This is a genomic window from Achromobacter aegrifaciens (assembly GCF_902859965.1).
GTDB classification, from domain to species: Bacteria; Pseudomonadota; Gammaproteobacteria; order Burkholderiales; family Burkholderiaceae_B; genus Achromobacter; species Achromobacter aegrifaciens.
In genome coordinates this window covers 506,133-531,985 of record NZ_CADIKO010000001.1, presented here as the reverse complement: position 1 = coordinate 531,985, position 25,853 = coordinate 506,133, and the positions used below count along the sequence as shown (strand labels likewise).

Below are 25,853 nucleotides of genomic sequence, written 5' to 3'. Positions count from 1 at the left end.
CGCATGAAAATCTTGATGCTGGTCAGTTCCATGCACGCGGGCGGCGCCGAACGGGTCGCCGCCACGCTGGTCAACGCATGGGCCGAACGCGGGGATTCCGTCATTCTGACGCCCACCTACTCGTCCAAGGGCAGCTGCTTTTATCCGCTGTCGGACAAGGTCGAACTGGCCTGGCTGGCGGATCTGGCAGGCACGCGTGCGTCGGGAGCCATGGCCGCATTCAAGCGTCTGCTCGCGCTGCGCAAACACATCCGCGATTCAAAGCCGGACGTGGTGGTGTCCTTCCTGACCAACGTCAATGTGGCCGCCATACTGGCTTCCCTGGGATTGAAGGCGCCGCTCATCGTTTGCGAGCGCACCAATCCGGTGGCCGAAACCACGACGCGAGCGGTGTGGCGCAAGCTGCGCCGCGTCCTGTATCCCCGCGCCGACATGGTGACGGTGCAGGCGGAGGATACCGCCGGCCCGTTCGCGCGGCAGGTGCCGGGCATCAAGCGTCTGGCCGTGATTCCCAATCCTCTGCCCGCGCCCTTGCTGGATGCGCCGCTGGTGCCGCAACGAGAAGACGGTGGTCCACGCGAACTGTTGGCAATGGGACGCCTGGTCACTGATAAGCAATTCGACCTGTTGATCGACGTGTTCGCGCAATTGGCGCCGGACTTTCCGGATTGGAATCTGCGCATCTGGGGCGAAGGCCCTGAACGCGGCGCGCTGGAAGAGCAGGTCGCACGCCTGGGCCTGCAGTCGCGCATCAGCCTGCCCGGCCGCACCGAGGCGCCTTGGGAGGAACTTGCGCGCGGTCAGGCATTCGTGCTGAGCTCGCTGGTGGAAGGCTTCCCCAATGTGCTGCTGGAAGCCATGTCGTTGGGCCTGCCCTGCGTGGCGTTCGATTGTCCCAGCGGACCGCGCGAGATGACGCGCAACGGCGAGGACGCCCTGTTGGCGCCCGCCGGCAATCGCGATGCCCTGCGCGAGGCCTTGCGCCGCTTGTTGGGCGATGCCTCCCTGCGTCAGCAACTGGGCATGCGCGGTGCTGCCGCGGTGCGCCAGCGTTATGCGCTGGCCAGCGTCCTGGCGGAATGGGATGAATTATTCGATGCCGTGCGGGAGGGACGATGAACGCCCGGCGGCTGCGTGTCCTGCACATCATCACCGGCCTGGGGCAGGGCGGGGCCGAATCCGTGCTGTTCCGCCTGGCGACCTATCCCGGGGCTGACGTGGAGCATGTCGTCGTGTCGCTGACGGACGAAGGCATCTATGGCGAGCGTCTGCGCGCGGCAGGCGTCGCCGTGCATACGCTGGCCATGAAGCGCGGACGAGTCAGCCTGGGCGGCTTCCTGGCGCTGCGCTCGCTGATCGCGACGACGCGTCCCGATGCGGTGCAGACCTGGATGTACCACGCCGATTTGATCGGCGGCCTGGCGGCGCGCCTGGCGGGCGTGCGCGCCATCGCCTGGGGCATCCGCAATTCGGGCGAACACCTGGAGCGCAGCAGCCGCTCGGCTCGCCTGGTGCTGCGGGCCTGCGCGCTGCTGTCGGGCCGCATACCGAAGGCCATCGTGTGCGCCGCCCAGAAGTCGGCGCAGCGCCATGCCGACAAAGGCTATGACCGCGAACGCATGGTGGTCATCGCCAATGGCTATGACTTATCGCGCTATGCGCCGAATGATGAAGCCCGGCAGCGGGTGCGCGCGCAATGGGGTTTGCCGCAGGACCTGCCGGCCATTGGTTGCGTGGCCCGTTGGGATCCGCTCAAGGACCACGCCAACCTGCTGCGCGCCGTCGCCGCGCTGGTGCGCGACGGACGCGACGCGGGACTGCGCTGCGTGCTGATCGGCCGCGGCATGGATCCCGCAAACACCGAGCTGGCGTCCTTGATCGACAGGCTGGGCCTGCGCGACCGGCTGGTGCTGGCGGGACCAAGCGACGATGTGCCCGCCGCAATGAACGGGCTGGACCTGCATGTCCTGTCCAGCTGCGCGGAAGGCTTTCCCAACGTGGTGGCCGAGGCCATGGCCTGCGGCGTCTACTGCGTCGTGACGGACGTGGGCGACGCGGCCTTTATCGTGGGCGACGCCGGCGTGGTTGTGCCGCCGGAGCAGCCCGAGGCGCTGGCCCGCGGCATTGAGACGGCCCTGTGCGAAGTGGCCTCGCGCGGCCGCATGCGCGCGGGCGAAGCGGGCCGCGCCCGCGTGCTGGAAAATTTCGACCTGGCTCGCATGGTGCAAAGCTATATCGCGGTGTGGCGCCGCATCTCGGGAGTCAAAGCATGAGCGCAGGGCGCCGCCTGCTGTTTGTCGTCAACAATCCGGCCTTCTTCATGTCGCACCGCGTGCCCGTGGCGCTGGCCGCGCAACAGGCGGGCTACGAGGTGCATGTCGCCACCATGGACGGTCCGGCCGTGGCCGACATCCAGGCGTTGGGCATGACGCATCACGCCATACCGATGACGCGCAGCGGCAAGCATCCCTTGCAGGAGTTGGGTACGCTGCTGGCCCTGATACGGCTGTTCCGGCATCTGCGACCGCAGATCGTGCATCTGGTCACGATCAAGCCCGTGCTCTATGGCGGCATCGCTGCCCGTCTGACGCGCGTGCCGGGCATGGTCGCGGCGATTTCCGGCCTGGGCTTCGTGTTCCTGTCCAATTCGCTGAAGATGAAGCTGGTGCGCGCCGTGGTGGCGCGCCTGTATCGGCTGGCGCTGGGCCATCCCAATAGCCGCGTGATCTTCCAGAACGCCAGCGACCGCGATTTGCTCAAGTCGCTGGGAGCGGTGCGCGACGCCCAGGTCGTCATGATCCGGGGCGCGGGCGTGGACCTGAATGAGTATCGGGCCCAACCCGAACCGCCGGCGCCGCCGGTCGTGGTCACCATGGTGGCCCGATTGCTGCGCGACAAGGGCGTGCAGGAATTCGTGCAGGCGGCAAGGCTGCTGCGCGAGCGCGGCTTGCCTGTCACGATGCAGCTGGTTGGCGGCGTGGACGCAGGCAATCCGGCCTCGGCGACGCAGGACGACGTGGACGCCTGGCAGCAGGAAGGCTGCGTGCGCGCATTAGGCGAACGTTCCGACGTGGCCGCGTTGTACGCAGCCTCGCATATCGCCGTGCTGCCTTCCTATCGCGAAGGCCTGCCCAAGTCGCTGATCGAGGCCGCGGCCTGCGCGCGCGCGGTCGTGACCACCGACGTGCCGGGTTGCCGCGATGCGATCGAACCGGGCGAAACCGGACTGCTGGTGCCGGTGCGCGATGCGCAGGCGCTGGCGGACGCCATTGCCCGTCTGGCCGAGGATCCGGCCTTGCGGCAGTCCATGGGCGCCGCCGGCAGGGCGCTGGCCGAGCGCGAGTTCAACATCGATCGCGTGGCGCGCGTCCACGTGGAAATCTACGACGCGCTCAGCGCCTGAAATGGAAGCACCGGCGCCGGCAAGGCGCCGGTTCGCGCTTAAGGACGGCGCGTGATCGCGTCGATCCAGTAGCGGGTGGAGGGATCCTGCTGGCTGGCTTGCTGCGAATTCAACTCGTGCATGATGCCCTTGGCCAAGGCCTTGCCGAATTCAACGCCCCATTGGTCGAAGGGGTTGATGCCCCATACTACGCCCTGGGTGAACACCTTGTGCTCGTACAGCGCCAGCAGCGCACCCAGGGTATAGGCCTCCAGGTGGGGCAGCACGATGAGCGAGGAGGGCCGTCCGCCCGGATGGACGCGGTGCTGCGCCAGCAGCCGGGCGCGGTCGGGATCGCTTTCAATCGCCGAGGTTTCGGCCAGCGCTTCCTCGAAGGACTTGCCGCGTAGCAGCGCGGAACGCTGTGCCAGGCAGTTGGCGATCAGCAGCTCGTGGTGGCGCGCGTAGGCGTGGTCGGGTTTTTCGCACAGGATGAAGTCGACGGGAGCGCCCCGGGTGTCCTGGTGCAGCCACTGGAAGAAGGTGTGCTGGCAATCGGTGCCCGACATGCCCCAGACGGCCGGGCCGGTGGGCACGCCGGCCGGGCTGCCGTCGGCGGTGGCGACCTTGCCCAGCGATTCCATTTCCAACTGCTGGGCCCAGGGTACGATGTGGTAGAGCCGCGAATCGTAGGGTGCAATCACCAGTGAATCGTAGCCCAGCACGCTGCGGTTTACGACGCCGGCCAGCGCCAGCTGGACGGGCGCATTTTCCTCGATGGGCGCGGTGCGGAAATGCTCGTCCATGGCGGCGGCGCCCGCCAGTAGTTGGTCAAAGGAGTCTGTGCCCAGCGCCAGTGCGACCGGCAGGCTGATCGCCGACCATAGCGAATAGCGTCCGCCCACCCAATCCCAGATCTGGAAAATGTGATCGGGCAGGATGCCCAGGTTCAAGGCCGCCTCGACGTTGGCGGTGACCGCCACGACCTGTCTGATCGGATCCGCTACGCCGGCATCGCGCAGCCAGTTCATGGCGACCTCGGCATTGGCCAGCGGCTCAGTGGTGGTGAACGACTTGGAGGCGACAATGACCAGGGTGTCGTGCGGATCCAGGCGGCTCATCGCGTCCGCGACCGAATGCGAATCCACGTTGGAGGCGAAACGCACTTCGCGCCGCGCGCCGCCGTGGCGCAGGGCGCGCGTGACCAGCCGGGGCCCCCAGTCGCTGCCGCCTATGCCCAGGTGCAGCACGCTGCCATAGCGCCCGGCCGCGTCGGCCTGGCGCACAAATTCGCGCATGCGCTCGCGTTCGCCGAGGACGGACTTGGCCACCCTGGCGGGCGGTTGGGGGGCGCGCAGCGCGGTGTGCCAGGCGGCGCGTTGTTCGGTCCAGTTTGCGTTGCCGCCGTCGAACAGGCAGGACCGGGCAGCGTCGAACCCCTGTTGTTCAAGTAGGGCTGCCTCGGCCTTTTGCAGGTCCGGTGAATACGCCTGCGCGCTCAGGTCCAGGCGTAGGCCGGGGGCATTGAGGACACGCAATTGTTCGCCGCTGCGCGGCGCGGCGTGTGTGGCCGCGAGGAACTGTTGCCAGGCTGGGCTGTTCGATAAGGACATAGGCAAAACTAGAAAGGCAGATCGGCTTGCGGCGCGAGTTTGCTCAGTTCGCGGCGGAAGTCGGCTTGTATGCGTTCCAGCGCTGCGGGCGTTTGCGCTTCGAAACGCAGCACGACCACCGGCGTAGTGTTCGAGGGGCGCGCCAGGCCGAAGCCGTCAGGATATTCCGCGCGCACGCCGTCAATCGTGATCACGCGATTCGCGCCGGGGAATTGCCCTTGCTCCTGCAAGGCCTGGACCAGGGTGAAGGGCTGGCCTTCTTCCATCTCCAGCTTCAGTTCGGGGGTGGAAACGTCTTGCGGCAGGGCTTCCAGCACGGCGCAGGGATCGGCGTCGCGCGACACGATCTCGAGCAGGCGAGCGCCGGTGTAGAGCCCGTCATCGAAGCCGTACCAACGCTCCTTGAAGAAAATGTGGCCGCTCATCTCGCCGGCCAGCGGGGCGCCGGTCTCGGCCAGCTTCGCCTTCACCAGCGAATGGCCGGTCTTCCACATCAGCGGCACGCCGCCGGCCGCTTCGACCGACAGGCCCACGTGGCGGCTGCACTTCACGTCATAGATGATGGTGGCGCCCGGATTGCGGTCCAGCACGTCGCGGGCGAACAGCACCAGTTGGCGGTCCGGCCAGACAATCTGGCCCGATTTCGTCACCACGCCCAGGCGGTCGCCGTCGCCGTCAAAAGCCAGGCCCAGTTCGCAGTCGGTCTCGGCCACGCACTTGATCAGGTCCTGCAGGTTCTTGGGTTCGGCGGGATCGGGGTGGTGGTTGGGGAAAGTGCCGTCCACTTCGCAGAACAGCTCGGTGACCTCGCAGCCCAGGGCGCGGAACAGCGCCGGGGCGACCGCGCCGGCCACGCCGTTGCCGCAGTCGATGGCGATTTTCATGGGCCGCGCCAGCTTGATGCCGGACGCGACGCGCGCGATGTAGGACGCCACCAAGTCCAGCTGGCGGCGCACGCCGGGCCGGGCCGCCGGGGCGCTGGCAGGGCCGTTCATGCTGGCAGCCAGCGCCTGAACGTCCTCGCCGTAGAGCGCGCGGCCGCCCATCATCATCTTGAAGCCGTTGTACTTCGGCGGGTTGTGGCTGCCGGTGATGGCGACGCCCGATCCCGTTTGCATGACGTTGGCGGCGAAATAGACCAGCGGCGTGGGCACCATGCCGATGTCCAGCGTGTCCACTCCGCCTTCCAGCATGCCTTCCTGCAGCGCCACCGACAGCATCTCGCTGCTCAGGCGGCCGTCGCGGCCGACGACCAGGGTCTGCACGCCTTGTTCGCGCGCGCGGGCTGCCAGCGCCACGCCCAAGGCGCGGGCGAAGCGGGCGTCGATCAGGTCGGGCACGGTGCCGCGGATGTCATAGGCCTTGAAGACCGAGCCCGGAAATTGCGTGTTGTTGCCCACGACGGTTCCTTGGATGTTGGGTTCCAGCTCGGGTTCTGAAGCGGATTCTGGTAAACCCGCATATCAAAACGCGCCTGGCTAGGGATTAAACCGGAATTATCCCCCATTGGCGCTCCCCCTTCATCCGGCAGACGGCGTAGGGCTTTTTCCCTTCTTGCACCGTGGCGGGACGTCCGCCCTGATCTGGTGCGCCCACGGGCTCCCACGCGTGTTTCCGGTGCGGCGGCAGGCCGCGCTACGGGGTTTGCCCAGTGGGCTGGGCATGGCACAAAACTTGCTCGTCCTCCGAAGGTGATACGCTTGCTATGCAAGCAGAAAGACCGGGAGGGGCCATGGGCGCCAAAGTTTCTACTGTCATGTCATCCAGGGGCGCCTCAAACCGGCGGGGCCCGCCCACGGATCACGCCGGACCGGCCGCAGGCCGCGAGCGCCGGCTCGACATTCACGTGTTCGTTTCCGAGGCGGGCGGCCTGGCCACAGGCCGCGCCTGGGAACGCTGCGTATGGCGCGACGCCCGCGTGCTGATCGCCGAGTGTCCGGCGCCTCATCTGCCGGTTTCCGTGGAAAGCGCGTTGCGCGCCGTCGCCGCCGACGTGGCGCGGGATCGCGGCTGGCAGGGCATGGGCACTGTCGCTTTCGCGCTGGACGATCGCAGCGGCGTGTTCCGCGTGATCGACGCCCAGGCGCAGGCACATGCGGGCACGGCCGTGCATGACTGCGAACCGGTCGCTGCCCATGCGCTGGAACTGCGCATCGATGGTTGCGTGGACCGCCGCCTGCCGTGCACGCGGCTGCTGGTGTGCGGCGCGACCCGGGGCGAGGTCCTGCGCCGCGCCTACCGCGCGCTGTCGGAAATGCCCGGCCCCGCGGGCGTGGACCGGGCCTTCCTGATGAACCGCATCGCCTCGCGGGCCTATTGTTCGGGCCTGACGGGTACGCGGCTGGATCAGGCCGTCGGCTGAAAGACTCTGCCGGCGGGTGCGGCATGCCCGCCGTGCTGTGACCCGGGCGCTCACCCCCTACAATAGACCGCACACCCCCAGCCTGGGCTCGCCCCAGGCGCTACTTGTGCCGCGCTATGACCTTGCTGAGCGATCTACAGTCCCTTCTGGGCGCATCCCACGTGCTGACGGGCACGGACGCCGACACGTATGTGCTGGATTGGCGCCGCCGTTATCGAGGCGCCGCGCTGGCGGTTATCCGTCCCGGCTCGACCGGGGAAGTGGCGGCGGCCGTGAAACTGTGCGCTACCCATGGAGTGCCGGTGGTGCCGCAGGGCGGCAACACGGGCCTGTGCGGAGGCGCCACGCCTGACCTGTCCGGCAGCGCGGTGATCCTGTCCACCACCCGCCTGACAGCGGTGCGCGCACTGGATACCGACAACGACACGATTACCGTGGAAGCGGGCTGCGTGCTGCAGGCCGTACAGGAGGCCGCAGCCGCGGCGGGCCGGCTGTTTCCGCTGAGCCTGGCCGCCGAAGGCAGCTGCACCATAGGCGGCAACCTGGCGACCAATGCCGGCGGCACCCAGGTGCTGCGCTACGGCAACACGCGTGAACTGACTCTTGGCCTGGAGGTCGTGACCGCCGAAGGCGAGATCTGGCACGGCCTGCGCGGCCTGCGCAAGGACAACACCGGCTACGATTTGCGCGACCTGTACATCGGCAGCGAAGGCACGCTGGGCATCATCACCGCCGCCACGCTGAAACTGTTTCCCAGGCCCGTGGCTTCATGCACGGCATTGCTGACCCTGGACGGCATCGATCAGGCCGTCGAGCTGCTGTCGCGCGCCCGGGCGGGCTTTGGCGCGGCGCTGACCGGCTTTGAACTGATGAGCGGTGCCTGCCTGCAGTCGGTCGTTCGACTATTCCCGCAGCAGCGCCTGCCCTTCGAGGGGGATTCCGCCGCATCGCCATGGTTCGCCCTGCTTGAGCTGTCCGACAGCGAAAGCGAGGCGCACGCGCGCGAACGCTTCGAGACCGTATTAGGCGAGGCCATCGAAAGCGGGCTCGTGAACGATGCAGCCATTGCCGCGAATGTGGCGCAAAGCAAGGCGCTGTGGCACTTGCGTGAAAGTATTCCGCTGGCCGAAGCGGAGCTGGGCAAGTCGGTCAAGCATGACGTGTCGATCCCGATCTCGGCCATCGCCGGCTTCGTGCACAAGACCAACGCCTTGCTGCAGGCGCGATTTCCTGGCGTGCGCCATGTGATCTTCGGGCACCTGGGCGACGGCAATCTGCACTACAACGTGGCCCATGCGCCGGGGCAGACCGAGACCGAACTGCTGGCGCTGCAAGGCGACATCTACGGCGTGGTGCACGACAGCGTGCACGCGCACCATGGTTCGATCAGCGCGGAACATGGCGTCGGGCAGCTCAAGATCGACGAACTGCCGCGCTACAAGAGCGCCATCGAACTGGATCTGATGCGCAGAATAAAGCGAGCGTTGGACCCGCAAGGTCTGATGAATCCGGGCAAGGTACTGCGGGCCTGAGGTGGCGCGCACGAAAGGGAATCGCAACCATGGCAACCAGTCCCGCGGCGGGCGCGAATTACAGGGTGTTGATCGTCGAGGATGATCCGGTCATCTCGGGCAATCTGTACACCTTCCTGGAAGCGCGCGGCTTTCTGCCCGATGCCGCCTATTCGGGGCCGGCCGCGCTGGAGCGGCTGAAGGAGCAGCGCTTCGACGCCCTGATCCTGGATATCGGCCTGCCGGGCATGGACGGAAACGCAGTGCTGCACACGCTGCGAAACGACATGCGCGCGGATGTTCCGGTGCTGATGCTGACGGCGCGCGACAGCCTGGAAGACAAGCTGGCCGGGTTCTCGCATGGCGCGGACGACTACCTGACCAAGCCTTTCGCGCTGCTGGAAGTGGAAGCGCGCCTGGTGGCGCTTATCCAGCGCGCCAAGGGCGCGACAGTGGACTCGGTGCGGGCCTTTGGCCCCCTGTCCTACGATACCCGCAACCGTGCGGTGTCGGTCAACGGCAGCCCCGTGCACCTCACACGCAAGGCCAGCCTCATCATCGAGGCGCTGCTGCGCGATCCCGGCAGGGTGGTGTCGCGCGAGGAGCTGGAGTCCACGCTGTGGGGCAACGAGCCGCCTTCGTCCGATGCTTTGCGCAGCCAGGTCCACTTGTTGCGGCGTGCGCTGGCCGATGCCGGTTTCGACGGTATCGAAACCATCCACGGCACCGGCTGGCGCCTGACGCTGGAAGCCGGGGCGACAAGATGAGCGGCATTTCGTCGGCGTCCGCGGGGGGTACGCTGACCCAGCGCGTGGTCTGGGCGTTGACCGGAACCGTGGCGTTGTTCGTGACGGCGCTGGCCCTGCTGGCCTACCTGACCTTCGATCAGATGGAAGATGATCTGGTCAACGACATCCTCAACACCGAAATGGACCGGCTGGTGCAGCACGCCCGGGTCAGCGACGGTTTCCTGCCGCGCGAAGGTGTACGCGAACTGGGCGGTTCGATGCGCGCCTGGGTCAGCTTGGACGGCAATCGGCCCGCCGACATGCCGCCGGAAATCGAGTCTCTGGATAGCGGCCTGCATCTGGTGGAGCCGGGCGCCTACACCTGGCATGTGATGGTGGCCGAAACAGGACGGGCCAAGGTGTACCTGCTGTACGACGCCACCGAGAACGAAGGGCGGGTGCATGACTTCGGCCTGATCGTGCTGGGCGTGGGCGCCATTTGCGTGGTGGGCGCCTATGCGTTGTCACGGCGCGTGGCGGCCATCGCGGTCGGTCCGTTGCTGGACCTGACCGACCGGCTGGCCACCTGGGCGCCGGGGTCGCCCGATATGGCAGTGACGCGCGACGACGAGGCGGGCCGGCTGATAGAGGCCTTCAACCGGGTGCAGAACCAGGTGGACAGGTCGATTGCGCGCGAGCGCGAATTCGCGGGCAATCTCAGCCACGAGGTGCGCACGCCCTTGGCCGCGATCCGCTCGGACAGCGAGTTGATGCTGCTGACCCAGGTATTGACTCCGGACCAACGCCAGCGGCTGACTCGCGTGGTGGACAACGTGGACGATGTCATCGTGTCGCTGGAGAGCGCACGCTCTATGGCGCGGGACGAACTGCGCCCGGCGGAGTCCGTCGATCTCGGCGAATGCATGGACAACGCCTGGCGCGGGTACGAAACCCAGGCGGGGTTGACCGGGCTCGGTTTCGAAAACCGGATCGCCGCCGGTCAGGTTCGCATGCTGGATCGCTATGCCTTGTTGACCGTGTTGCGCAACCTGATCCGCAACGCGGTGGAACACGCCGCGCCCGCGACGCTGACCGCCAGCATGGCGGCCGACGGCGCGCTGGAGCTGCGCGACGATGGCAAAGGCATTGCCGCCGACGATCTGCCCTTCCTGTTCCGCCGCTATTACAGCGGCCGCATGCGGGATTCGGGCGCGGGCGGCCCCGACGAGACGGCGCGCGGTCTGGGACTGGCGATCGCCAAGCGCGTCTGCGATATGCAGGGCTGGTCGCTGACGGTCGATTCTTCGCGCCAGGGCGAGCAGCGCGGCACCTGCTTCACGCTGCGTTTTGAGGCCGCTGAGGGGCATGCGATGGCGGCGGCCGGCGGGGCGCAAGGTCAAATTTGACGAAAGTTTGACTGTCGGCGGCCTAAGCTGCCCGTTTGCCTGACGGACATCCTGTCGCCACCATGCCGCCTTTATCGCCGCCCGCGTTGCGCAAGCCGACGCCGGCATCGTATCTGTCGATCCATGTCTTTGCGATCACGCTTGCGCTGGCCTGCCTGGCTTGGTGGGCCAATGTCTCAGGATTGGATATGCGCATCGCTCGAGCGCTGTTCGATCCGGCGCTGGACGATTTTCCGCTGCGTCTGAACCGTTGGCTGGATCTGATCGGGCATCGCATGGTGTTGGCCCTGCCTATCGGGATAGGACTGGCCGCGGTGGGCGTGGCGGCGGCAAGCTATCGCATTCCGGCCTGGCGGCCGTGGCGCGGACCGGCGCTGGTGCTGGCGGCAACTTGCCTGACCGGGCAGGTGCTGGTGAACCAACTGAAGCACTACACGACGCTGCCCCGTCCCTATGATCTGGACTCCCTGGGCGGCTACACCCCTTATCCGTCGTACTGGTGGACCTGGGTGCGGGCAGGAGGGGGCGGCGCTTTGCCCAGCGGTCATGCGGGCGCGGGCTATTCGATGTTGACCCTGTATTTCCTGGGCTGGGCGCTGGGGCGTCCGGCATGGCGCTGGTGGGGGCTGGCAGCGGGTATCGCGGGAGGAGTGGGTTTTTCCACGGTGCGTATCTTGCAGGGCGCCCATTTTCTCAGTCAGACGCTCTGGTCCGCTACCTTGATGTGGTTCCTGGCGGCCCTGTTTTTCTATCCCCTCATCGTTGCGCGTCCGGCCGTCTCGGGCTTGAACCATTAGCCGTGGGACTCCCGGGACGGTTGCTCCGGGCGAAACGGCGGCATGCTGCGCGTCGCCGGCGCCATTCTGGCGCGCGGACTCGATACCGGCCCAAAGTACAATGAGCGGCGACGCTCGGTCCCCGGCCGCGCTCAACTGTTTTCGGATCCTAGCCAATGAATGTTCCCGCCGATACTCCCGTCACGCCGCGGCGTCGTCCCCGGAACCTGGCTCAGGGGCTGGTCGAGAGCATCACGGAACGCATCCGTGGCGGGGACATCCGGCCCGGCGAAAAATTGCCGACGGAATCCGAGATCATGCGCCAGTTCGGCGTCAGCCGTACGGTGGTGCGCGAAGCCCTGTCGCGACTGCAGGCTTCGGGCCTGGTAGAGACGCATCACGGCGTGGGGACATATGCGCTGGAGCCCAGCGGCGGCGGGGATTTCCGCGTGGATCCTGCCGACATCGCCACGGTGCGCGATGTGCTGGTGCTGTTGGAGCTGCGCATCTGCCTGGAAAGCGAGGCTGCCGGCCTGGCTGCGGCCAGGCGCAGCCCGGAGCAGTTGCATGAGATGCGGCGCGCGCTGGAGGCCTTCAAGAGCGCGCTGGAAAACGACGGGGACACCGTCACGCCGGACTTCCAGTTCCATCTGCTGGTCGCGCAAGCCACGGACAACCGCTATTTCGCGGATCTGATGTCGCATCTGGGTTCGGCCATCATTCCACGCACGCGGATCAATTCGGCAAAGTTCGCACACGAGGACCGCGCCGCCTACCTGGCGCGTGTGAACCTCGAGCACGAAGACATCTACAGTGCGATCCAGCGCCAGGACGCGGAGGCCGCGCGCGCAGCCATGCGCACGCATCTGAGCAACAGCCGCGAGCGGCTGCGGCGCGCCCAGTAAGAGCGGCCGCGGAATCGTCCCAAACCGCGTTAACCTTTGCGCGTTTTCCAATTTCGAACCACGAGGCGGCATGGCTCTGCTCGGCATATACAGCGGCATTCTTTCATCTGAGCAGGCGTTGCGGCGCCAGGGGGAGGTGCTCGCATGCGCCGTCTGACTCTGCGGTTCATCATTGCGGTCCTGGCGCTGCTGACGCTGTCGCGGCTGGGGCTGGCCTTCTGGATGTGGGACCGGGTGGAGGCGGCAGGGGGGCTAGGGCCGCTGGTGCTGGGCGGCCTGCGAATCGACGTCTGCCTGATGTCCATGGTGATCGCGCTGCCGGCGGTGTTTTCGCCCTGGTTCGGGCATCGGCCGCTGGCCGCCCGCATCACCGCCTGGTGGTTCCGCGCCTGGTGGATGCTGTTCGTGCTGCTGGAGGTTTCCACGCCGCAGTTCATCGCGGAATACGATACGCGGCCAAACCGGCTTTATTTCATCTATCTGCTCAATCCGAAGGAGGTCGGTTCGATGCTGTGGCAGGGCTACAAGGGCGTGTTGCTGGCGGCCTTTGTGGTGCTGGTGCTGGCGGCCTGGCTGTCGATCCGCCTGTTTCCGACCCGCACGCGCGACCCCTTCATGTCGTGGTGGAAGCGGCCGGTGGCTTCATTCGTGATCCTGGCGCTGGTGTTCCTGGGCGCGCGCGGCACGCTGGAGCATCGTCCGATCAATCCGGCCAAGGTTGCCTACAGTTCGGACGCCATGGTCAACGCGCTGGCGCTGAATTCGCTGTATAGCGTGTTCGATGCCGCCTACCGCATGCGCGATGAGCGTTCCTCGGCCGCGATGTATCCCAAGATGGCTGTGGACGAAATGAATGCCATTGTGCGTGAGAAGGCGGGACTGACGGGGGCGCCGCTGGATGCGCGCTATCCCAGCCTGCATGAGCAGAAGGCGACGGTGCGCCGGGACAAGCCGCTGAATCTGGTCATCATCCTGCAGGAAAGCCTGGGCGCGCAGTATGTGGGCAGCCTGGGCGGGCGTGACCTGACGCCCAATATCGACCGGCTGGGCAAGGAAGGCTGGATGTTCCACCGTGCCTATGCGACGGGCACGCGTTCGGTGCGGGGCATCGAGGCGGTGACGGCGGGGTTCCTGCCCAGCGTGGCCGACGCGGTGGTGAAGCTGCCGCGTTCGCAGACGGGTTTCTTCACGCTGGCGCAGGTGTTGGGCAAGCATGGCTACCATTCGCGTTTCGTGTACGGGGGCGAGTCGCACTTTGACAATATGCGGGCCTTTTTCCTGGGCAACGGTTTCGACGAAATCGTGGATCGTCCCAAGTTCGTGAATCCGGTGTTCGAGGGGTCGTGGGGAGCGTCGGACGAGGACATGTTCAATCAGGTGGACCGGCTGCTGCGCGCGGATGGCGACAAGCCGGTGTTCACGCTGGCATTCTCGGTGACGAACCATTCGCCGTGGGAGTATCCGGAAGGGCGCATCAAGCCGGTGGGCGATCCGGCGACGGTGGATAACACTGTGCGCTATGCGGACTGGGCGCTGGGGCAGTTCTTCGATAAGGCGCGCAAGGCGCCGTACTGGGACAACACGGTGTTCCTGGTAATTGCTGATCACGATTCGCGTGTTTACGGTTCCATTCCGGTGCCGGTGCGGCATTTCCAGATTCCTGCGCTGATTCTGGGGGCGGGGATTGCGCCTCGGCAGGATGAACGGTTGGTCAGCCAGATCGATATGGCGCCTACCATGCTGTCCTTGATGGGCCTGGACAACGTGAATCCGATGCTGGGCGTGGACCTGACGCAGCGGGATCCTGATCGGGCGATGATGCAGTACGCGGATAATTTCGGGTATTTGCGGGGGGATCAATTGCTGGTGCTGGAGCCTTCGAAGGCGCCGCGGCAGTTCAGGTATGAGGCTGCGCCTGTGGGGCGGGATGAGGTTTATGCGCCGGTGGAACCTTTGGATCCTCGGCTCTCGGAAGAGGCTTTGGCGCATGCTTTGTGGGCTAGTTGGGCTTATCGGGAAGAGCGGTATCGGTTGCCTTGATGGCGGCGTGGTTTGTGCGGGATGCTGCTGGTTCTTAAGACGCTTGGAGCGTTGGGGGCCTGGGGCGCGCGGGGCAACGATTGCGGTGCGGAGCCTTCGCTCCGGACTTCCCCGTCGTCATCTTCGTCAAGGCCTTCGGCCTTTCCTTCAGATTCCCTCGGGCTTATCGACGCCCCGCGCGCCCCAGGCCCCCAACGCCCCAAGCTTCGGTTTTTGAAACTTTACCGTCGCGGGGGTGGGTGGTTTGCTTGGCGTGCTTGCCGCGGGCGGCGGGGCGGTGGAAGATTTTGCGGTGCCCGCTCGATCAGGCCGCCCGGGCGGCCTGATCGAGCATACGTGGTGTCTTGCGCTGTGTTGCCGTGGGGGGGGGCGCTGTGCGCTGCGCGCTGATCGTGGCTTGATTCTGCGCAAGTCGAGTTTTTGCTGAAGGTAGGAAACTGGCGCATGACTTTTCCTGAATCGTCTTCCGGGGCTGGCCGCGCTGCGCCTGCCCAATCAAACAAATCCAGTGCTCGCGTGCCTGCGCGCCGTCGCGTGCTGCCATTGCCGCGTGGACGTTTCGCCTGGGTGACGGGCGTTATCAGCACCGTCTGGCTGGCGCTCAACACGGTGTTCTGGTGCCTGCTGCTGTTCCCGCTGGCCTTGTTGAAGCTGCTGCTGCCATTCGCGGCGGTCAGGCGGGGTGTCGATCCCGTGCTCAACGGCATTGCCACGGCCTGGGTGTCCTGCAACGCCGGATGGCTGGCGCGGATCCAGGATGTGCCCTGGGATGTACAGGGCAATGAGGGCCTGCGCTATGCGGACTGGTATCTGGTGAACTGCAATCACCAGTCCTGGGTGGATATCTTCGTGTTGCAGCAGTCGCTGAACCGGCGTATTCCGTTGCTGAAGTTCTTCCTGAAGCAGCAGCTGATCTATGTGCCGGTGATCGGGCTGGCGTGGTGGGCGCTGGATTTTCCGTTCATGAAGCGCCACGGCAAGGCGGCGTTGCGCCGCAATCCGGATTTGGGGCGGCAGGATCAGGAGACTGCGCGGCGGGCCTGCGCGAAGTTCTCGCTGGTGCCGACCAGCGTGATGGTGTTTGCTGAAGGGACGCGTTTCAGCCCTGCCAAGCGCGCTGCGCAAGGATCGCCGTATCGGCATCTGCTCAAGCCCAAGGCGGGCGGACTGGCGGTGGCGTTGAATGCGATGGGCAAGCGGTTTCGTTCGATGATAGACGTGACGATCGTCTATCCGGATGGTGCGCCCAGCTTCTGGGATCTGGCCTGCGGTCGTGCGGGGCAGGTGCTGGTGCGCATGCGGCAGTTGCCGGTGCCGCCGGAGTTTTGCGAAGGCAACTACTCCGGCGACAAGGCGTTCCGTACGACCTTTCACCATTGGCTGGGCCAGCAGTGGCAGGCCAAGGACGATGAGATCGAGGCGTTGACGGCGCCCGCCAGGGCGGGCGCCGGCGCGGACTAGGCGCGGATCAGGCGCGGGCGGGCAGCACGGTGCCGGAGCAGGCGCCGAAGCCTATGCGCGGATAGCCTGCCTTCACGCATTCGGCGCGGATGATGACCTGGTCGCCATCCTGCAGGAAGGTGCGCTTTTCGCCCCAAGGCAGGTCGATGGGGTTCTTGCCGCCGTTGCACAGCTCCAGCAGCGAGCCGGCTTCCGAAGGTTGCGGGCCGGACAGGGTGCCGGTGCCCAGCATGTCGCCGGGTTGCAGGTTGCAGCCGTTGACGGTGTGGTGGGTGATCAGCTGCGCCACGTTCCAGTAGGCATCGCGGAAGTTGCTGCGCGACAGGAAGGCCGGCGGCTGCTTGTCGGCGCGCGACTTTTCGGTGGTCAGCAGGACTTCCATCTGCACGTCGAAGGCGCCCTTGGCGCGGTTCGCATCGGATGCCAGGTAGGGCAGGGGCTGCGGTTCGGACGGGCCGCGCATCCACTGCGTGCGGAACGGTTCCAGCGCTTCCATGGTGACGACCCAGGGCGAGATCGTGGAGGCGAAGTTCTTGGCCAGGAAGGGGCCCAGGGGCTGGTATTCCCAGGCCTGGATGTCGCGCGCCGACCAGTCGTTCAGGATGCACAGGCCGAACACGTGCGATTCGGCGTCGGCCAGGGGGATGCGGTCGCCCTGGGCGTTGCCGGTGCCGACGAAGATGCCCAGTTCCAGTTCGTAGTCCAGGCGGGCGCAGGGGCCGAACTGCGGCGCTTCGCCTTCATTGGCGGGACGGGTCTGGCCGACGGGGCGGGGGAACTTCTGGTCCACGCCGATGCTGGAGGCGCGGCCGTGGTAGCCGATGGGCACCCACTTGTAGTTCGGCAACAGGGGATTGTCGGGGCGGAATTGCTTGCCCACGGCGGTGGCGTGGTGCACCGAGATGTAGAAGTCGGTGTAGTCGCCGATGCGGGCGGGCGTGGTGTATTCGGCGTCGGCTTGCGCGACGAGCAGGGGCTCGACCGTGCCGCGCAGGGCAGCGCCTTCGCGCAGTGCGCGCGACAGCGCCAGGCGCAGGGCGCTCCAGTGGGCCTGGCCCAGGGCCATCAGGGCGTTCAGGCTGTCCGTGGCGCACGCGACCAGGGCTTCCGCTGCCAGGCCCTCGAAGGGCTGTTTGGCGGCCAGCGCGGCCAGGTCCAGGATCTGGTCGCCGATGGCCACGCCGGGGCGGAACGACTCCGTCGAACCCTTGCGGCGGAAGGTGGCATAGGGCAGGTTCTGCACCGGGAAATCCGACTCGCCGGTGTTGGCGCTGGCGATCCAGCTCTTCAGGGACGGGTCGTGGGTTTCGTTGATGGTGGTCATGGCTGCGTGTCTCTTTCAGTGTGGTTATGCGGTGGCCGGGCGTCAGGCGCCGGAAATTACAAATGCCAAACGGCGATGAGCTTGCGCTCATCGCCGCGGGCGTGGATGGCAGAAGGCCTGCGCGTCACGCCTTGCTGGGGTCGAAATGCTTGGCGATGCCCTGCCAGCACCGGTAGTAGTCGCCTTGCAATTCTACCGAGGCCAGCGCCTGCTCCGTGGGGCGGATGACGCGCCGCGTCTCGAACATGAAGGCCATCGTGTCGCGGATGTAGTGGGCCTTGCTGGTATCGGCGTGCGAGGCCTTTTCGAAAGTCTCGGCGTCGGGGCCGTGGCCGCTCATGCAGTTGTGCAGGCTGGCGCCGCCCGGCGCGAAACCGTCGGCCTTGGCGTCGTAGACGCCTTGGATCAGACCCATGAATTCGCTGGCGATGTTGCGGTGGAACCAGGGCGGACGGAAGGTGTTCTCCATGGCCAGGATGCGCGGCGGGAAGATCGCAAAATCCATGTTGGCCGTTCCCGGGGTGTCCGACGGCGCGGTCAGCACCGTGAAGATCGAGGGATCCGGATGGTCGTAGCTGATGGAGCCGACGGTGTTGAAGTTGCGCAGGTCGTACTTGTACGGCGCGTGCGTGCCGTGCCAGGCCACCACGTTCAACGGCGAATGGTCGATGGAAGCGCGCCAGAAGCCGCCCGTGAACTTGGCGATGAGTTCGAAGTCGCCTTCGAGGTCTTCGTACCAGGCCACCGGGGTCTTGAAGTCGCGGGCATTGGCCAGGCAGTTCGAGCCGATGGGGCCCAGCTCCGGCAGGCGCATGGCCGCGCCGAAGTTTTCCAGCATGTAGCCGCGCGCGTTGCCGTCCAGCAGTTCAACGCGGAAGCGCACACCGCGCGGGATGACGGCGATTTCCAGCGGTTCCAGGTCGATCAGGCCCAGCTCCGTGGCCAGGCGCAGGCGGCCTTCCTGCGGCACCAGCAGCAGTTCGCCGTCGGCGTTGTAGAAGTAGCGCCCTTGCATCGAACGGTTGGCCGCATACAGGTGGATGCCTACGCCGCTGAGTTCGTCGGGGCCGCCGTTGCCGCCCCAGGTCTTCACGCCTTCCAGGAAGTCGGTGGGGGCGGCGGGGATGGGCAACGGGCTCCAGCGCAACTGATTGGGCGTGACGGGACCTTGGCCGAAGGTGCTTTGCCAGCCGGCGGCGCCGTCAAAGGCCTCGAACGGCTTGTGCTGCGCGCCGGGACGGATGCGGTAGAGCCAGGAGCGGCGGTTTTCGCTGCGCGGCGCGGTGAAGGCGGTGCCGGACAACTGCTCGGCGTACAGGCCGTAGGGGCATTGCTGCGGCGAGTTGCGGCCCAGCGGCAGCGCGCCGGGCAGGGCTTCGGTAGCGCAACTGTTGCCGAAGCCAGTCTGGTATTGCAGTTCCATAGATTCCTCCTGAGCGGCGGCGCGGTGCTTGGCCGCGCGGCCTGGTGCGGGTGGCTCGTGCGGAAGGTTTCCGGAGCCCATATGGCATTGTCGGAAAAAATCCCCGCTACGGCTATGGGAATGCAAAAATAGAGACTATAAATTTTGTGAATAGTAGGGGGGCGTATGGCCGAGCTGCGCGATGTCGATCTGAACCTGCTGCTGTTGTTCCAGCATCTGCTGGAGGACCGCAATCTGTCGGCCGTGGCGCGGCGCATGGACCTGTCGCAACCCGCGGTCAGCAACGCGCTGCGCCGCCTGCGCGAAGCATTCGGCGACGATCTGTTCGTGCGCACGGCGCAGGGCATGCTGCCCACGCCGCGCGCGCAGCGCCTGGCGGGCCCAGTCAGCGAGGCGTTGACCATGTTGTCGCAGGCCCTGAAAGACCAGGACGTCTTCGATGCCGCCACCAGCACCCGCCGCTTCCGGGTGGCGATGACGGACGTGGGCGAGATCCACTTCATGCCGCGCCTGATGGAAGTCTGCGTGCAGGTGGCGCCGCAGGTGCGCATCGATTCGGTGCGGGTGCAGGGACCGGATCTGCCTCGGGAAATGGAGGCGGGGCGGGTGGATCTGGCGATCGGCGCATTCGATGAAATGGGGGCGGGTACGCTACAGCGCATGCTGTTCCGCCAGGGCTATGCGACCCTGTTCCGGCAGGCGCATCCGACGGCGCACGCCGGCATGAGCCTCAAGGCCTTCCGGGCCGAGCGCCACCTCATCGTGTCGCGCGCGGCGCCCTATGGGCAGGTCAACCAGTCCATGGAACGCGCCGGCGTCGATCTGGCCGAGCATTTCAGCGTGCCGCATTTTTCGGCCGTGCCCTACATCGTCAGCGCGACCGACCTGCTGGCCACCGTGCCCGAAAAACTTGCCGCCAGCGCCGCGCCGCCATTCGGCCTGCGCTACATGACGCCGCCGATAAGAGTGCCGGCGCTGCAGACCAACATGTACTGGCAGCGCCGGGTGGACCGCGACAGCGGCAACCAATGGCTGCGCGCGTTGATCGTCAATGCGTTCGCGGTCGGGGCGTGAAGGGAACTACGGCGCCACGGACGCCCGCGCTTGCCGCAGCGCCTCGCGCAGCACTTCCATGTCGCCCAAGTGGTTGGCCAGCAACAGGATCAGCGCCGCGTTGAGCTCCTGGCTTTGCTCGTTGGTGAGGTCGCGGTGGGTCTCGATCAGCGCTTCGTAGAAGTCGTCAGGCGAGACCAGGTTGGTTTCGGTAATCAGCATGATGGAGTGATCTCGAAGTTCAGGCCCGGCCCGTGGCGCGGCTGACGGCCGCGGTGACGGCGTCGGCCTCGAAGGCGCGCCAGCGGGCGGTGATGTGCTGGTCGGGGCGGATCAGGTAGGCCGTGCCGGCTTGCGCGTCATAGCGCTTGCCCAGGCAGCCTTCGCGGTCCGTGACGGACGCCAGCTCCTTGGGCAGCGCGGACAGATCGCATTGCGGGCTGGCGACCAGCACGGCCTTGACCGGCACAGGCGCCATGCGCAGCGCCTGGAGGGCAAGCAGCGTGTTGCGGTCGGGCAGGGCGTCGCCACAGAAGAACGCCAGCACGAATTCACCGTCCAATTGCGCCAGCCACCAATCTTGCGCGTTCACGGGCGCGTCCAGCGCCACCGCGCCCGGCACCATGCGGCCGCTGAAGGCGTCGGTGTCCGGCGTGTTCAGCGGCGAACCGGCGTAGGTCGCGGGCAGCGACAGGCGGCCGCTGTTGACCAGCGAGCGCGCAAACGGATGGGTCTTGGCCAGGTTCAGCACCGCGTTGCGGAAATTGCGGCTGATGTCGCTCTTGGGCGTGATGAAGTCGGTGGCGCGCGATGAATTCAGGATGTTCTCGTCGGCGGCGTATTCGCGTTCGACGGCGTAGCTGTCGATCAGTGTCTCGGGCGCCTGGCCGGCCAGCACCAGCTTCAGTTTCCAGGCCAGGTTCTCCGCGTCCTGCACGCCGCTGTTGGCGCCGCGGGCGCCGAACGGCGATACGCGGTGCGCGGAGTCGCCGGCGAAGACGACACGGCCGTGGCGGAACTTGTCCATGCGTTCGCACGCGAAGGTATAGACGCTGACCCATTCCAGCTCGAAGCGCGCGTCGGGGCCCAGCAGTGCGCGGATGCGCGGCAGCACGTTTTCAGGCTTGACGGCCTCGACCGGGTCGGCGTTCCAGCCCAGCTGGAAGTCGATGCGCCAGACATTGTCGGGCTGGCGGTGCAAGAGCACGGACTGGTTGGGATGGAAGGGCGGGTCGAACCAGAACCAGCGCTCGGTCGGGAAGTCCGCCTGCATCTTGACGTCGGCGATGAGGAAGCGGTCGCGGAAGATGCGGCCGTGGCTTTCCTGGCCGATCAGCTTGCGCACCGGCGAACGCGCGCCGTCGCAGGCGATCAGCCAGTCGGCATGCAGGGCATACGCGCCGTCCGGGGTTTCCACGTTCAGGACCACGCCGTCATCGCGCTGCTCCAGGCCGACAACTTTGTTCTTCCAGCGCAGATCGATGTTGGGTTCCTGGCGCGCCTGCTCGTACAGATAGCCTTCGGCGTAGTACTGCTGCAGGTTGATGAAGGCCGGGCGGCGATGGCCGGGTTCGGGCAGCAGGTCGAACCGCCAGACTTCCTGCTCACGGAAGAAGACCTTGCCCACGTTCCAGGACACGCCCTTGTCGATCATGCGTTGACCCACGCCCAGGCGGTCCCAGATCTCCAGCGTGCGCTTGGAGAAACAGATGGCGCGGGAGCCGGTCGACAGGCGGAAGTCGTCGTCCAGCACCACCACGCGCACGCCCTGGCGCGCCAGGTCCAGCGCCGTGGTCAGACCGACCGGGCCGGCTCCCACCACCACCACCTGATGGCGCGCCAGCTCGCTGGCGGCCTGGTCGGCGTGTTTTTCATAGGCGAATTCCATCGCCTGAAAGTCGATGTCTCCCACGGTTGTCTCCTGTGTGGGTCATATTGTTTTTATGTCACGAAGCCGCGCGCCGCCTTGCGGCGCGCGATTCCGGTTGGTGCTCGGATGGGCCATTGGCGGCCCGCCGGGATCAGCCTTCCAGCTGCGCCCACATCTCCAGATCGCGCTTGTCGGTCCAGATGCGCGGGTGGGTGTAGCCGGTGGCCTCGTCATAGGCGCGCGACACGTCGAACGGCATGCAGTGGTCGAAGATTACCCAGTCGCTGTAGCGCGGCTTCATGAAGTCGTAGACCTCGCGGTAGATGGTCTTCAGGTCCTTGCCCTCGGCCACGCCGCGGTTCACCGCGCCGTACAGGTCGGTCAGGAAGGCGCGCGTGCCGGCCAGGCCCTGGCGGACTTCGGTGGCGTTCTTCAGCGCGGGGCCGCGGCCCGGGACCATTTTCTCGGCTTCGAAGCCAGACAGCGCGTCCAGCGTGCTGGGCCAGTCGCGGAAGTAGGCGTCGCCGCAGTAGGGGGTGGACTGGTATTCGACCAGGTCGCCAGCGAACAGGATCTTCTGCTCGGGCAACCAGGCGATGGTGTCGCCCTTGGTGTGGCCGCGGCCCACTTGCAGCAGCTTGACTTCCAGGTTGCCCAGGTTGACCGTCATTTCGCCCTTGAACGTCATCGTCGGCCAGACCAGGCCCGGCGGAATCGATTCGGCATTGCGGAACAGGCGGGGGAAGCGGCCGATTTCGCTGGCCTTGTCCTGTTCGCCGCGTTCGGCGATCAGGTCGTAGGTGTCGCGGCTGGCCAGGATTTCCTGGGCGTTGTAGGCCGACGCGCCGAACACGCGCACGGCGTGGTAATGCGACAGCAGGATGTACTTGATGGGCTTGTCCGTGACTTCGCGGATGCGGCGGATCACGTCCTGTGCCATGACAGGGGTGGCCTGGGTGTCGACCACCATGACGGCCTCGTCGCCGATGATCACGCCCGTGTTGGGATCGCCTTCGGCCGTGTAGGCATAGGCGTTGTCGGACAGTTTTTCGAACGAGACGACCTTGTCGTCCAGGTCGGCGTGCGAGGCGAATTGCTTGCTCATGGAGGCTCCTTCCACTTTTATAGGAATAGGGTGTGTGGAAGGAATATAGCTTGACGTTAGTTTTCGTGCAATACGTTTGCTATAAACAAATGGTCTTGTTTTTACAGGGATTTCCCGCGGATTTCCGGGGCGGCAGCGGTCAATTCCTTTGGCATTTCGGGCAATAGTAGGTGGCGCGCTGGCCTTGGACGATGCGCCGTATGGGGGTGGCGCAGACGCGGCAGGGCAGACCCTCGCGTTCGTAGACGGCGGCGTGGATCTCGAAGTAGGCGCCTGGTTCGCCGGTGGCTCCGACGTAGTCCCGCAGCGTGCTGCCGCCGGAGGTCAGGGCATCGGCCAGGGTGGCGCGCACCATGTCGGCCAGGCGCTCGCAGCGGGCGGGCGACAGTTTGTTGGCTGGCGTCTTGGGATTGATGCGGGCGCGGAACAGGCTTTCCGACGCATAGATATTGCCCACGCCCACCACCGCCATGCCGGCCAGCAGCACCTGCTTGATGGCGGCGCTGTGGTTCTTGAAATGGCGGTGCAGCCAGGCGCCGTCGAACCGTGGATCGAAGGGTTCGATGCCCAGCTTGGCCAGCAGGGGGTGGGCTTCGATGGGGCCGTCGGATTCGGGGTGCCACAGCACCGCGCCAAAGCGCCGCGGGTCATGCAGGCGCAGCACGGCCTGTTCGAAGATCCATTCGACATGGTCGTGCTTGCGCAGGAATTCACCAGGCGCGACGCTGCGCAGCGACCCCGACATGCCCAGATGCACGATCTGGGTGCCGTGTTCGAATCGCAGCAGCAGGTACTTGCCGCGGCGCGCGCATTCCAGCACGGCGCGGCCAGCGACCAGCGACGGCAGATCCTGCGGGATCGGCCAGCGCATGCGGGATTCGTGGATGACCAGGCGCGTGAGCGTCCGGCCGGTGATGACGGCGTCGATTCCCCGACGCGTGGTTTCGACTTCAGGCAGTTCCGGCATGAGCCAGTGTAAGATCATTAATTGCGTGTACGAAGATTGTGCCATCAACCGGACGGGCCGCGTGAAGTCGTCTTTCAAACCTATAAACATCGGGATCGCCGCGCTAGCGCTTGCGCTGGCAGCAATACTGACCCCGCCGGCCCAGGCCGCCGACAGCCGGACGCGCGATGCGACCGGGCCCAGGATGGCGCCCCAGAGCCGCCACCCTGAAACCGAAGTCATACGGCTGCGCCCCGGGCAGTTGCCCTATGTCTCGCTGACCGCGGACATTTTTTATCGCGTGCTCGCCTCCGAGATCGCCGCGCAGCGCGGCATGTACGGTTCCGCGGCTACCACCATGCTGGGCCTGGCGCGGGATACCGGCGATCCACGCCTGGCTCGCCGCGCCCTCGAATTCCAACTGGCCGGCGGCAACCTGCCCGGCGCCCTGGACGCCGCGCGGGTTTGGGCGCGCCTGTCTCCCAACGACGTGGAGGCCAGTTCCACCGAGCTGGCGCTGGCCGCCGCCAACGGCCAGACCAAGGGCCTGTCGCAGGCCCTGCGCAACCGCATCGATTCCTCGCGCGACAAGCCGGCCGCCATCGGCCAGGCCCTGGCCGTGCTGAGCCGCCTGAACGACCGCCGCCTCGCCCTGCGCATCCTCGACGAATCCCTGAGCGACAGCGTGCGCAAGCTGCCGGCAGCGCACCTGGCGCTGGCTGACGTGGCTTCCGCCTCGGGCGACTACACCCGTGCCGCGCAGGAGTCGCGCGCGGCCCTGGCGGCGGATCCCAAGTCGGAACCCGCGGCCCTGCGCGTGCTGGAATACGGCTACAAAGTGGACCCGCAGCGCGCGCAGGCCGAGGCGCGCGCCTATATCGCCCGCAATCCCAACGCCCGCAAGGTGCGCCTGATGCTGGCCGGCCAGTTGGCCGACAGCGGCGACTACAACGGCGCGCTGGCTGAATTGCAGGCCATGTCGCGCCGTTCGCCGGAAGATTTCGACCTCCTGTTCATGCAGGCGCAACTGGCCTACAAGGCCGGGCAATTGCCGCAGGCCAAGAGCCTGTTGCAACAGTATCTGGACGTGCAGCAGCAACGCCAGCGCGCGACCGTCCCGGGCGCAACCGATGCCGGCGCCGCCGCGGCCGACGCCCATGTCTTGCTGGCCCGCATCGCCGAAGACCAGGGCCATTACGACGACGCCATTGCTGAACTGGGCCGTATCGACGATCCGACGCTGCGCTACTCGGTGCGCATGCGCCAGGCCGCCTTGCGCGCCAAGAGCGGTCGCATTGACGACGCGCTGGCCATGATCGACGCCGCCGGCCCGCAGGACGAGGAAGAGCGTACGCTCGGCGTATTGACCAAGGCCCAGATCCTGCGCGACGCCGACCGCGTGCAGCAGGCGGTGTCGGTATTGGAAGCGGCCGATCAGGCGCTGCCCGACACGGTCGAGATCAAGTACGAACTGGCCATGCTGTACGAACGCCAGAACCGTCTGGCCGACCTCGAACGCATGCTGCGCCAGGTCATCGCGCTGGACCCTGATCATGCGCATGCCTACAACGCGCTGGGCTACACGCTGGCCGATCACAACCAGCGCCTGCCCGAGGCCCTGGATCTGATCACGCAAGCGCTGGAGCTCGCGCCCAACGATCCGTTCATCCTCGACAGCATGGGCTGGGTCAAGTACCGCATGGGCGATTCCGCAGCTGCCGCCGACTACCTGCGGCGCGCCTACAGCGTGCGTCCGGAAGCAGATATCGCAGCCCACCTGGCCGAGGTCCTCTGGACCCAGGGCAAGCGCGACCAGGCCGTCGAGTTGCTGCGCGCCGCGGTGGCCAAGGATCCCAAGAACAAGACTGTTCAGGACGTGGCCAAGCGCCTGGGGATCAGCCTGTGACCGCAGTGTTTCAACGTGCGCTCGGCGCCGCCGCGCCGCTGC

General features: G+C 66.5%; 21 protein-coding genes. 13 read left to right on the top strand and 8 right to left on the bottom strand.

The window, feature by feature from the left end:
• Positions 1-3 precede the first annotated feature (3 nt).
• The 3 genes from HV793_RS02580 to HV793_RS02570 are packed head-to-tail and all read left to right on the top strand — an operon-like array spanning position 4 to position 3,403.
• Positions 4-1,119 carry a glycosyltransferase family 4 protein gene (locus HV793_RS02580; RefSeq protein ID WP_175212605.1) on the top strand — a complete coding sequence of 372 codons (1,116 nt, stop codon included), beginning with the start codon at positions 4-6 and terminating at the stop codon, positions 1,117-1,119.
• Positions 1,116-2,273 carry a glycosyltransferase family 4 protein gene (locus HV793_RS02575; protein ID WP_175161342.1) on the top strand — a complete coding sequence of 386 codons (1,158 nt, stop codon included), beginning with the start codon at positions 1,116-1,118 and terminating at the stop codon, positions 2,271-2,273. Before HV793_RS02580 ends, HV793_RS02575 begins: the two co-directional genes overlap by 4 nt.
• Entirely contained in the window at positions 2,270-3,403 is a 1,134-nt protein-coding gene (locus HV793_RS02570; RefSeq protein WP_175212604.1) for a glycosyltransferase family 4 protein, read from the top strand. Before HV793_RS02575 ends, HV793_RS02570 begins: the two co-directional genes overlap by 4 nt.
• Before the next feature lie 38 nt (positions 3,404-3,441).
• On the opposite strand, the gene pgi is transcribed toward HV793_RS02570, so the two are convergent.
• Both pgi and HV793_RS02560 read right to left on the bottom strand, forming a co-directional pair.
• Positions 3,442-4,995: a glucose-6-phosphate isomerase gene (gene pgi / locus HV793_RS02565; RefSeq protein ID WP_175180601.1), complete on the bottom strand. Its 1,554-nt coding sequence runs from the start codon at positions 4,993-4,995 to the stop codon at positions 3,442-3,444.
• 8 nt (positions 4,996-5,003) lie between these two features.
• Entirely contained in the window at positions 5,004-6,395 is a 1,392-nt protein-coding gene (locus HV793_RS02560) for a phosphomannomutase/phosphoglucomutase (protein ID WP_054451967.1), read from the bottom strand.
• 332 nt (positions 6,396-6,727) lie between these two features.
• Between HV793_RS02560 and HV793_RS02555 the strand changes: the two genes are divergently transcribed.
• The 8 genes from HV793_RS02555 (at position 6,728) to HV793_RS02520 (ending at position 16,184) form a co-directional block, all read left to right on the top strand.
• Positions 6,728-7,357 (top strand): BPTD_3102 family carboxylase-like protein, encoded by a 630-nt coding sequence (locus HV793_RS02555; RefSeq protein ID WP_054451966.1) that lies wholly within the window; start codon positions 6,728-6,730, stop codon positions 7,355-7,357.
• Between the two features lie 116 nt (positions 7,358-7,473).
• Positions 7,474-8,889, top strand: coding sequence for an FAD-binding oxidoreductase (locus HV793_RS02550; protein ID WP_175212603.1), 1,416 nt, complete (start codon positions 7,474-7,476; stop codon positions 8,887-8,889).
• 29 nt (positions 8,890-8,918) lie between these two features.
• Positions 8,919-9,635 (top strand): response regulator transcription factor, encoded by a 717-nt coding sequence (locus tag HV793_RS02545; protein WP_119450305.1) that lies wholly within the window; start codon positions 8,919-8,921, stop codon positions 9,633-9,635.
• Positions 9,632-11,002, top strand: coding sequence for a sensor histidine kinase (locus tag HV793_RS02540; RefSeq protein ID WP_175161351.1), 1,371 nt, complete (start codon positions 9,632-9,634; stop codon positions 11,000-11,002). Before HV793_RS02545 ends, HV793_RS02540 begins: the two co-directional genes overlap by 4 nt.
• Before the next feature lie 62 nt (positions 11,003-11,064).
• Positions 11,065-11,799 (top strand): phosphatase PAP2 family protein, encoded by a 735-nt coding sequence (locus tag HV793_RS02535; protein ID WP_119450303.1) that lies wholly within the window; start codon positions 11,065-11,067, stop codon positions 11,797-11,799.
• Between the two features lie 155 nt (positions 11,800-11,954).
• Positions 11,955-12,683, top strand: coding sequence for a FadR/GntR family transcriptional regulator (locus tag HV793_RS02530; protein WP_054451961.1), 729 nt, complete (start codon positions 11,955-11,957; stop codon positions 12,681-12,683).
• Between the two features lie 144 nt (positions 12,684-12,827).
• The gene (locus HV793_RS02525; RefSeq protein WP_175212602.1) at positions 12,828-14,723 is read left to right on the top strand and encodes an LTA synthase family protein; all 1,896 of its coding nucleotides are present in this window, start codon (positions 12,828-12,830) and stop codon (positions 14,721-14,723) included.
• A 543-nt stretch (positions 14,724-15,266) separates the two neighbouring features.
• Positions 15,267-16,184 (top strand): 1-acylglycerol-3-phosphate O-acyltransferase, YihG family, encoded by a 918-nt coding sequence (locus HV793_RS02520; RefSeq protein ID WP_244958624.1) that lies wholly within the window; start codon positions 15,267-15,269, stop codon positions 16,182-16,184.
• A gap of 7 nt (positions 16,185-16,191) precedes the next feature.
• On the opposite strand, the gene fahA is transcribed toward HV793_RS02520, so the two are convergent.
• Both fahA and hmgA read right to left on the bottom strand, forming a co-directional pair.
• Positions 16,192-17,508 carry a fumarylacetoacetase gene (fahA, locus tag HV793_RS02515; RefSeq protein ID WP_175212600.1) on the bottom strand — a complete coding sequence of 439 codons (1,317 nt, stop codon included), beginning with the start codon at positions 17,506-17,508 and terminating at the stop codon, positions 16,192-16,194.
• A gap of 124 nt (positions 17,509-17,632) precedes the next feature.
• Positions 17,633-18,931, bottom strand: coding sequence for a homogentisate 1,2-dioxygenase (gene hmgA, locus HV793_RS02510; protein WP_054451958.1), 1,299 nt, complete (start codon positions 18,929-18,931; stop codon positions 17,633-17,635).
• Positions 18,932-19,096: 165 nt separating this feature from the next.
• Here hmgA and HV793_RS02505 point away from each other — a divergent pair, with 165 nt between their 5' ends.
• The gene (locus HV793_RS02505; protein WP_054451957.1) at positions 19,097-20,005 is read left to right on the top strand and encodes a LysR family transcriptional regulator; all 909 of its coding nucleotides are present in this window, start codon (positions 19,097-19,099) and stop codon (positions 20,003-20,005) included.
• 6 nt (positions 20,006-20,011) lie between these two features.
• On the opposite strand, the gene HV793_RS02500 is transcribed toward HV793_RS02505, so the two are convergent.
• The 4 genes from HV793_RS02500 to mutM all read right to left on the bottom strand — a co-directional run bounded on the left by HV793_RS02500 (position 20,012) and on the right by mutM (position 23,926).
• Positions 20,012-20,206, bottom strand: a complete 195-nt coding sequence (locus HV793_RS02500; protein WP_054451956.1) for a DUF2783 domain-containing protein — start codon at positions 20,204-20,206, stop codon at positions 20,012-20,014.
• Between the two features lie 19 nt (positions 20,207-20,225).
• A complete protein-coding gene (locus tag HV793_RS02495; RefSeq protein ID WP_175161362.1) occupies positions 20,226-21,896 on the bottom strand; it encodes an FAD-dependent oxidoreductase in 1,671 nt (556 codons plus the stop codon).
• Between the two features lie 109 nt (positions 21,897-22,005).
• Entirely contained in the window at positions 22,006-22,959 is a 954-nt protein-coding gene (locus HV793_RS02490; RefSeq protein ID WP_119449627.1) for an MBL fold metallo-hydrolase, read from the bottom strand.
• 139 nt (positions 22,960-23,098) lie between these two features.
• Complete coding sequence (gene mutM / locus HV793_RS02485) at positions 23,099-23,926, bottom strand: bifunctional DNA-formamidopyrimidine glycosylase/DNA-(apurinic or apyrimidinic site) lyase (RefSeq protein WP_054451953.1); 828 nt, start codon at positions 23,924-23,926, stop codon at positions 23,099-23,101.
• Here mutM and HV793_RS02480 point away from each other — a divergent pair.
• A complete protein-coding gene (locus HV793_RS02480; protein ID WP_119449626.1) occupies positions 23,925-25,811 on the top strand; it encodes a tetratricopeptide repeat protein in 1,887 nt (628 codons plus the stop codon). The genes mutM and HV793_RS02480 overlap by 2 nt on opposite strands.
• Positions 25,812-25,853 lie beyond the last annotated feature (42 nt).

Coding starts and splice junctions, on each gene's coding strand:
- HV793_RS02545 (WP_119450305.1), top strand. CDS start 8,919: ATGGCAACCAGTCCCGCGGCGGGCGCGAATTACAGGGTGTTGATCGTC.
- HV793_RS02535 (WP_119450303.1), top strand. CDS start 11,065: ATGCCGCCTTTATCGCCGCCCGCGTTGCGCAAGCCGACGCCGGCATCG.
- HV793_RS02575 (WP_175161342.1), top strand. CDS start 1,116: ATGAACGCCCGGCGGCTGCGTGTCCTGCACATCATCACCGGCCTGGGG.
- HV793_RS02530 (WP_054451961.1), top strand. CDS start 11,955: ATGAATGTTCCCGCCGATACTCCCGTCACGCCGCGGCGTCGTCCCCGG.
- HV793_RS02550 (WP_175212603.1), top strand. CDS start 7,474: ATGACCTTGCTGAGCGATCTACAGTCCCTTCTGGGCGCATCCCACGTG.
- HV793_RS02540 (WP_175161351.1), top strand. CDS start 9,632: ATGAGCGGCATTTCGTCGGCGTCCGCGGGGGGTACGCTGACCCAGCGC.
- mutM (WP_054451953.1), bottom strand. CDS start 23,926: ATGCCGGAACTGCCTGAAGTCGAAACCACGCGTCGGGGAATCGACGCC.
- HV793_RS02580 (WP_175212605.1), top strand. CDS start 4: ATGAAAATCTTGATGCTGGTCAGTTCCATGCACGCGGGCGGCGCCGAA.
- hmgA (WP_054451958.1), bottom strand. CDS start 18,931: ATGGAACTGCAATACCAGACTGGCTTCGGCAACAGTTGCGCTACCGAA.
- HV793_RS02490 (WP_119449627.1), bottom strand. CDS start 22,959: ATGAGCAAGCAATTCGCCTCGCACGCCGACCTGGACGACAAGGTCGTC.
- HV793_RS02505 (WP_054451957.1), top strand. CDS start 19,097: ATGGCCGAGCTGCGCGATGTCGATCTGAACCTGCTGCTGTTGTTCCAG.
- HV793_RS02500 (WP_054451956.1), bottom strand. CDS start 20,206: ATGCTGATTACCGAAACCAACCTGGTCTCGCCTGACGACTTCTACGAA.
- HV793_RS02480 (WP_119449626.1), top strand. CDS start 23,925: ATGAGCCAGTGTAAGATCATTAATTGCGTGTACGAAGATTGTGCCATC.
- HV793_RS02525 (WP_175212602.1), top strand. CDS start 12,828: ATGCGCCGTCTGACTCTGCGGTTCATCATTGCGGTCCTGGCGCTGCTG.
- HV793_RS02570 (WP_175212604.1), top strand. CDS start 2,270: ATGAGCGCAGGGCGCCGCCTGCTGTTTGTCGTCAACAATCCGGCCTTC.
- HV793_RS02555 (WP_054451966.1), top strand. CDS start 6,728: ATGGGCGCCAAAGTTTCTACTGTCATGTCATCCAGGGGCGCCTCAAAC.
- pgi (WP_175180601.1), bottom strand. CDS start 4,995: ATGTCCTTATCGAACAGCCCAGCCTGGCAACAGTTCCTCGCGGCCACA.
- fahA (WP_175212600.1), bottom strand. CDS start 17,508: ATGACCACCATCAACGAAACCCACGACCCGTCCCTGAAGAGCTGGATC.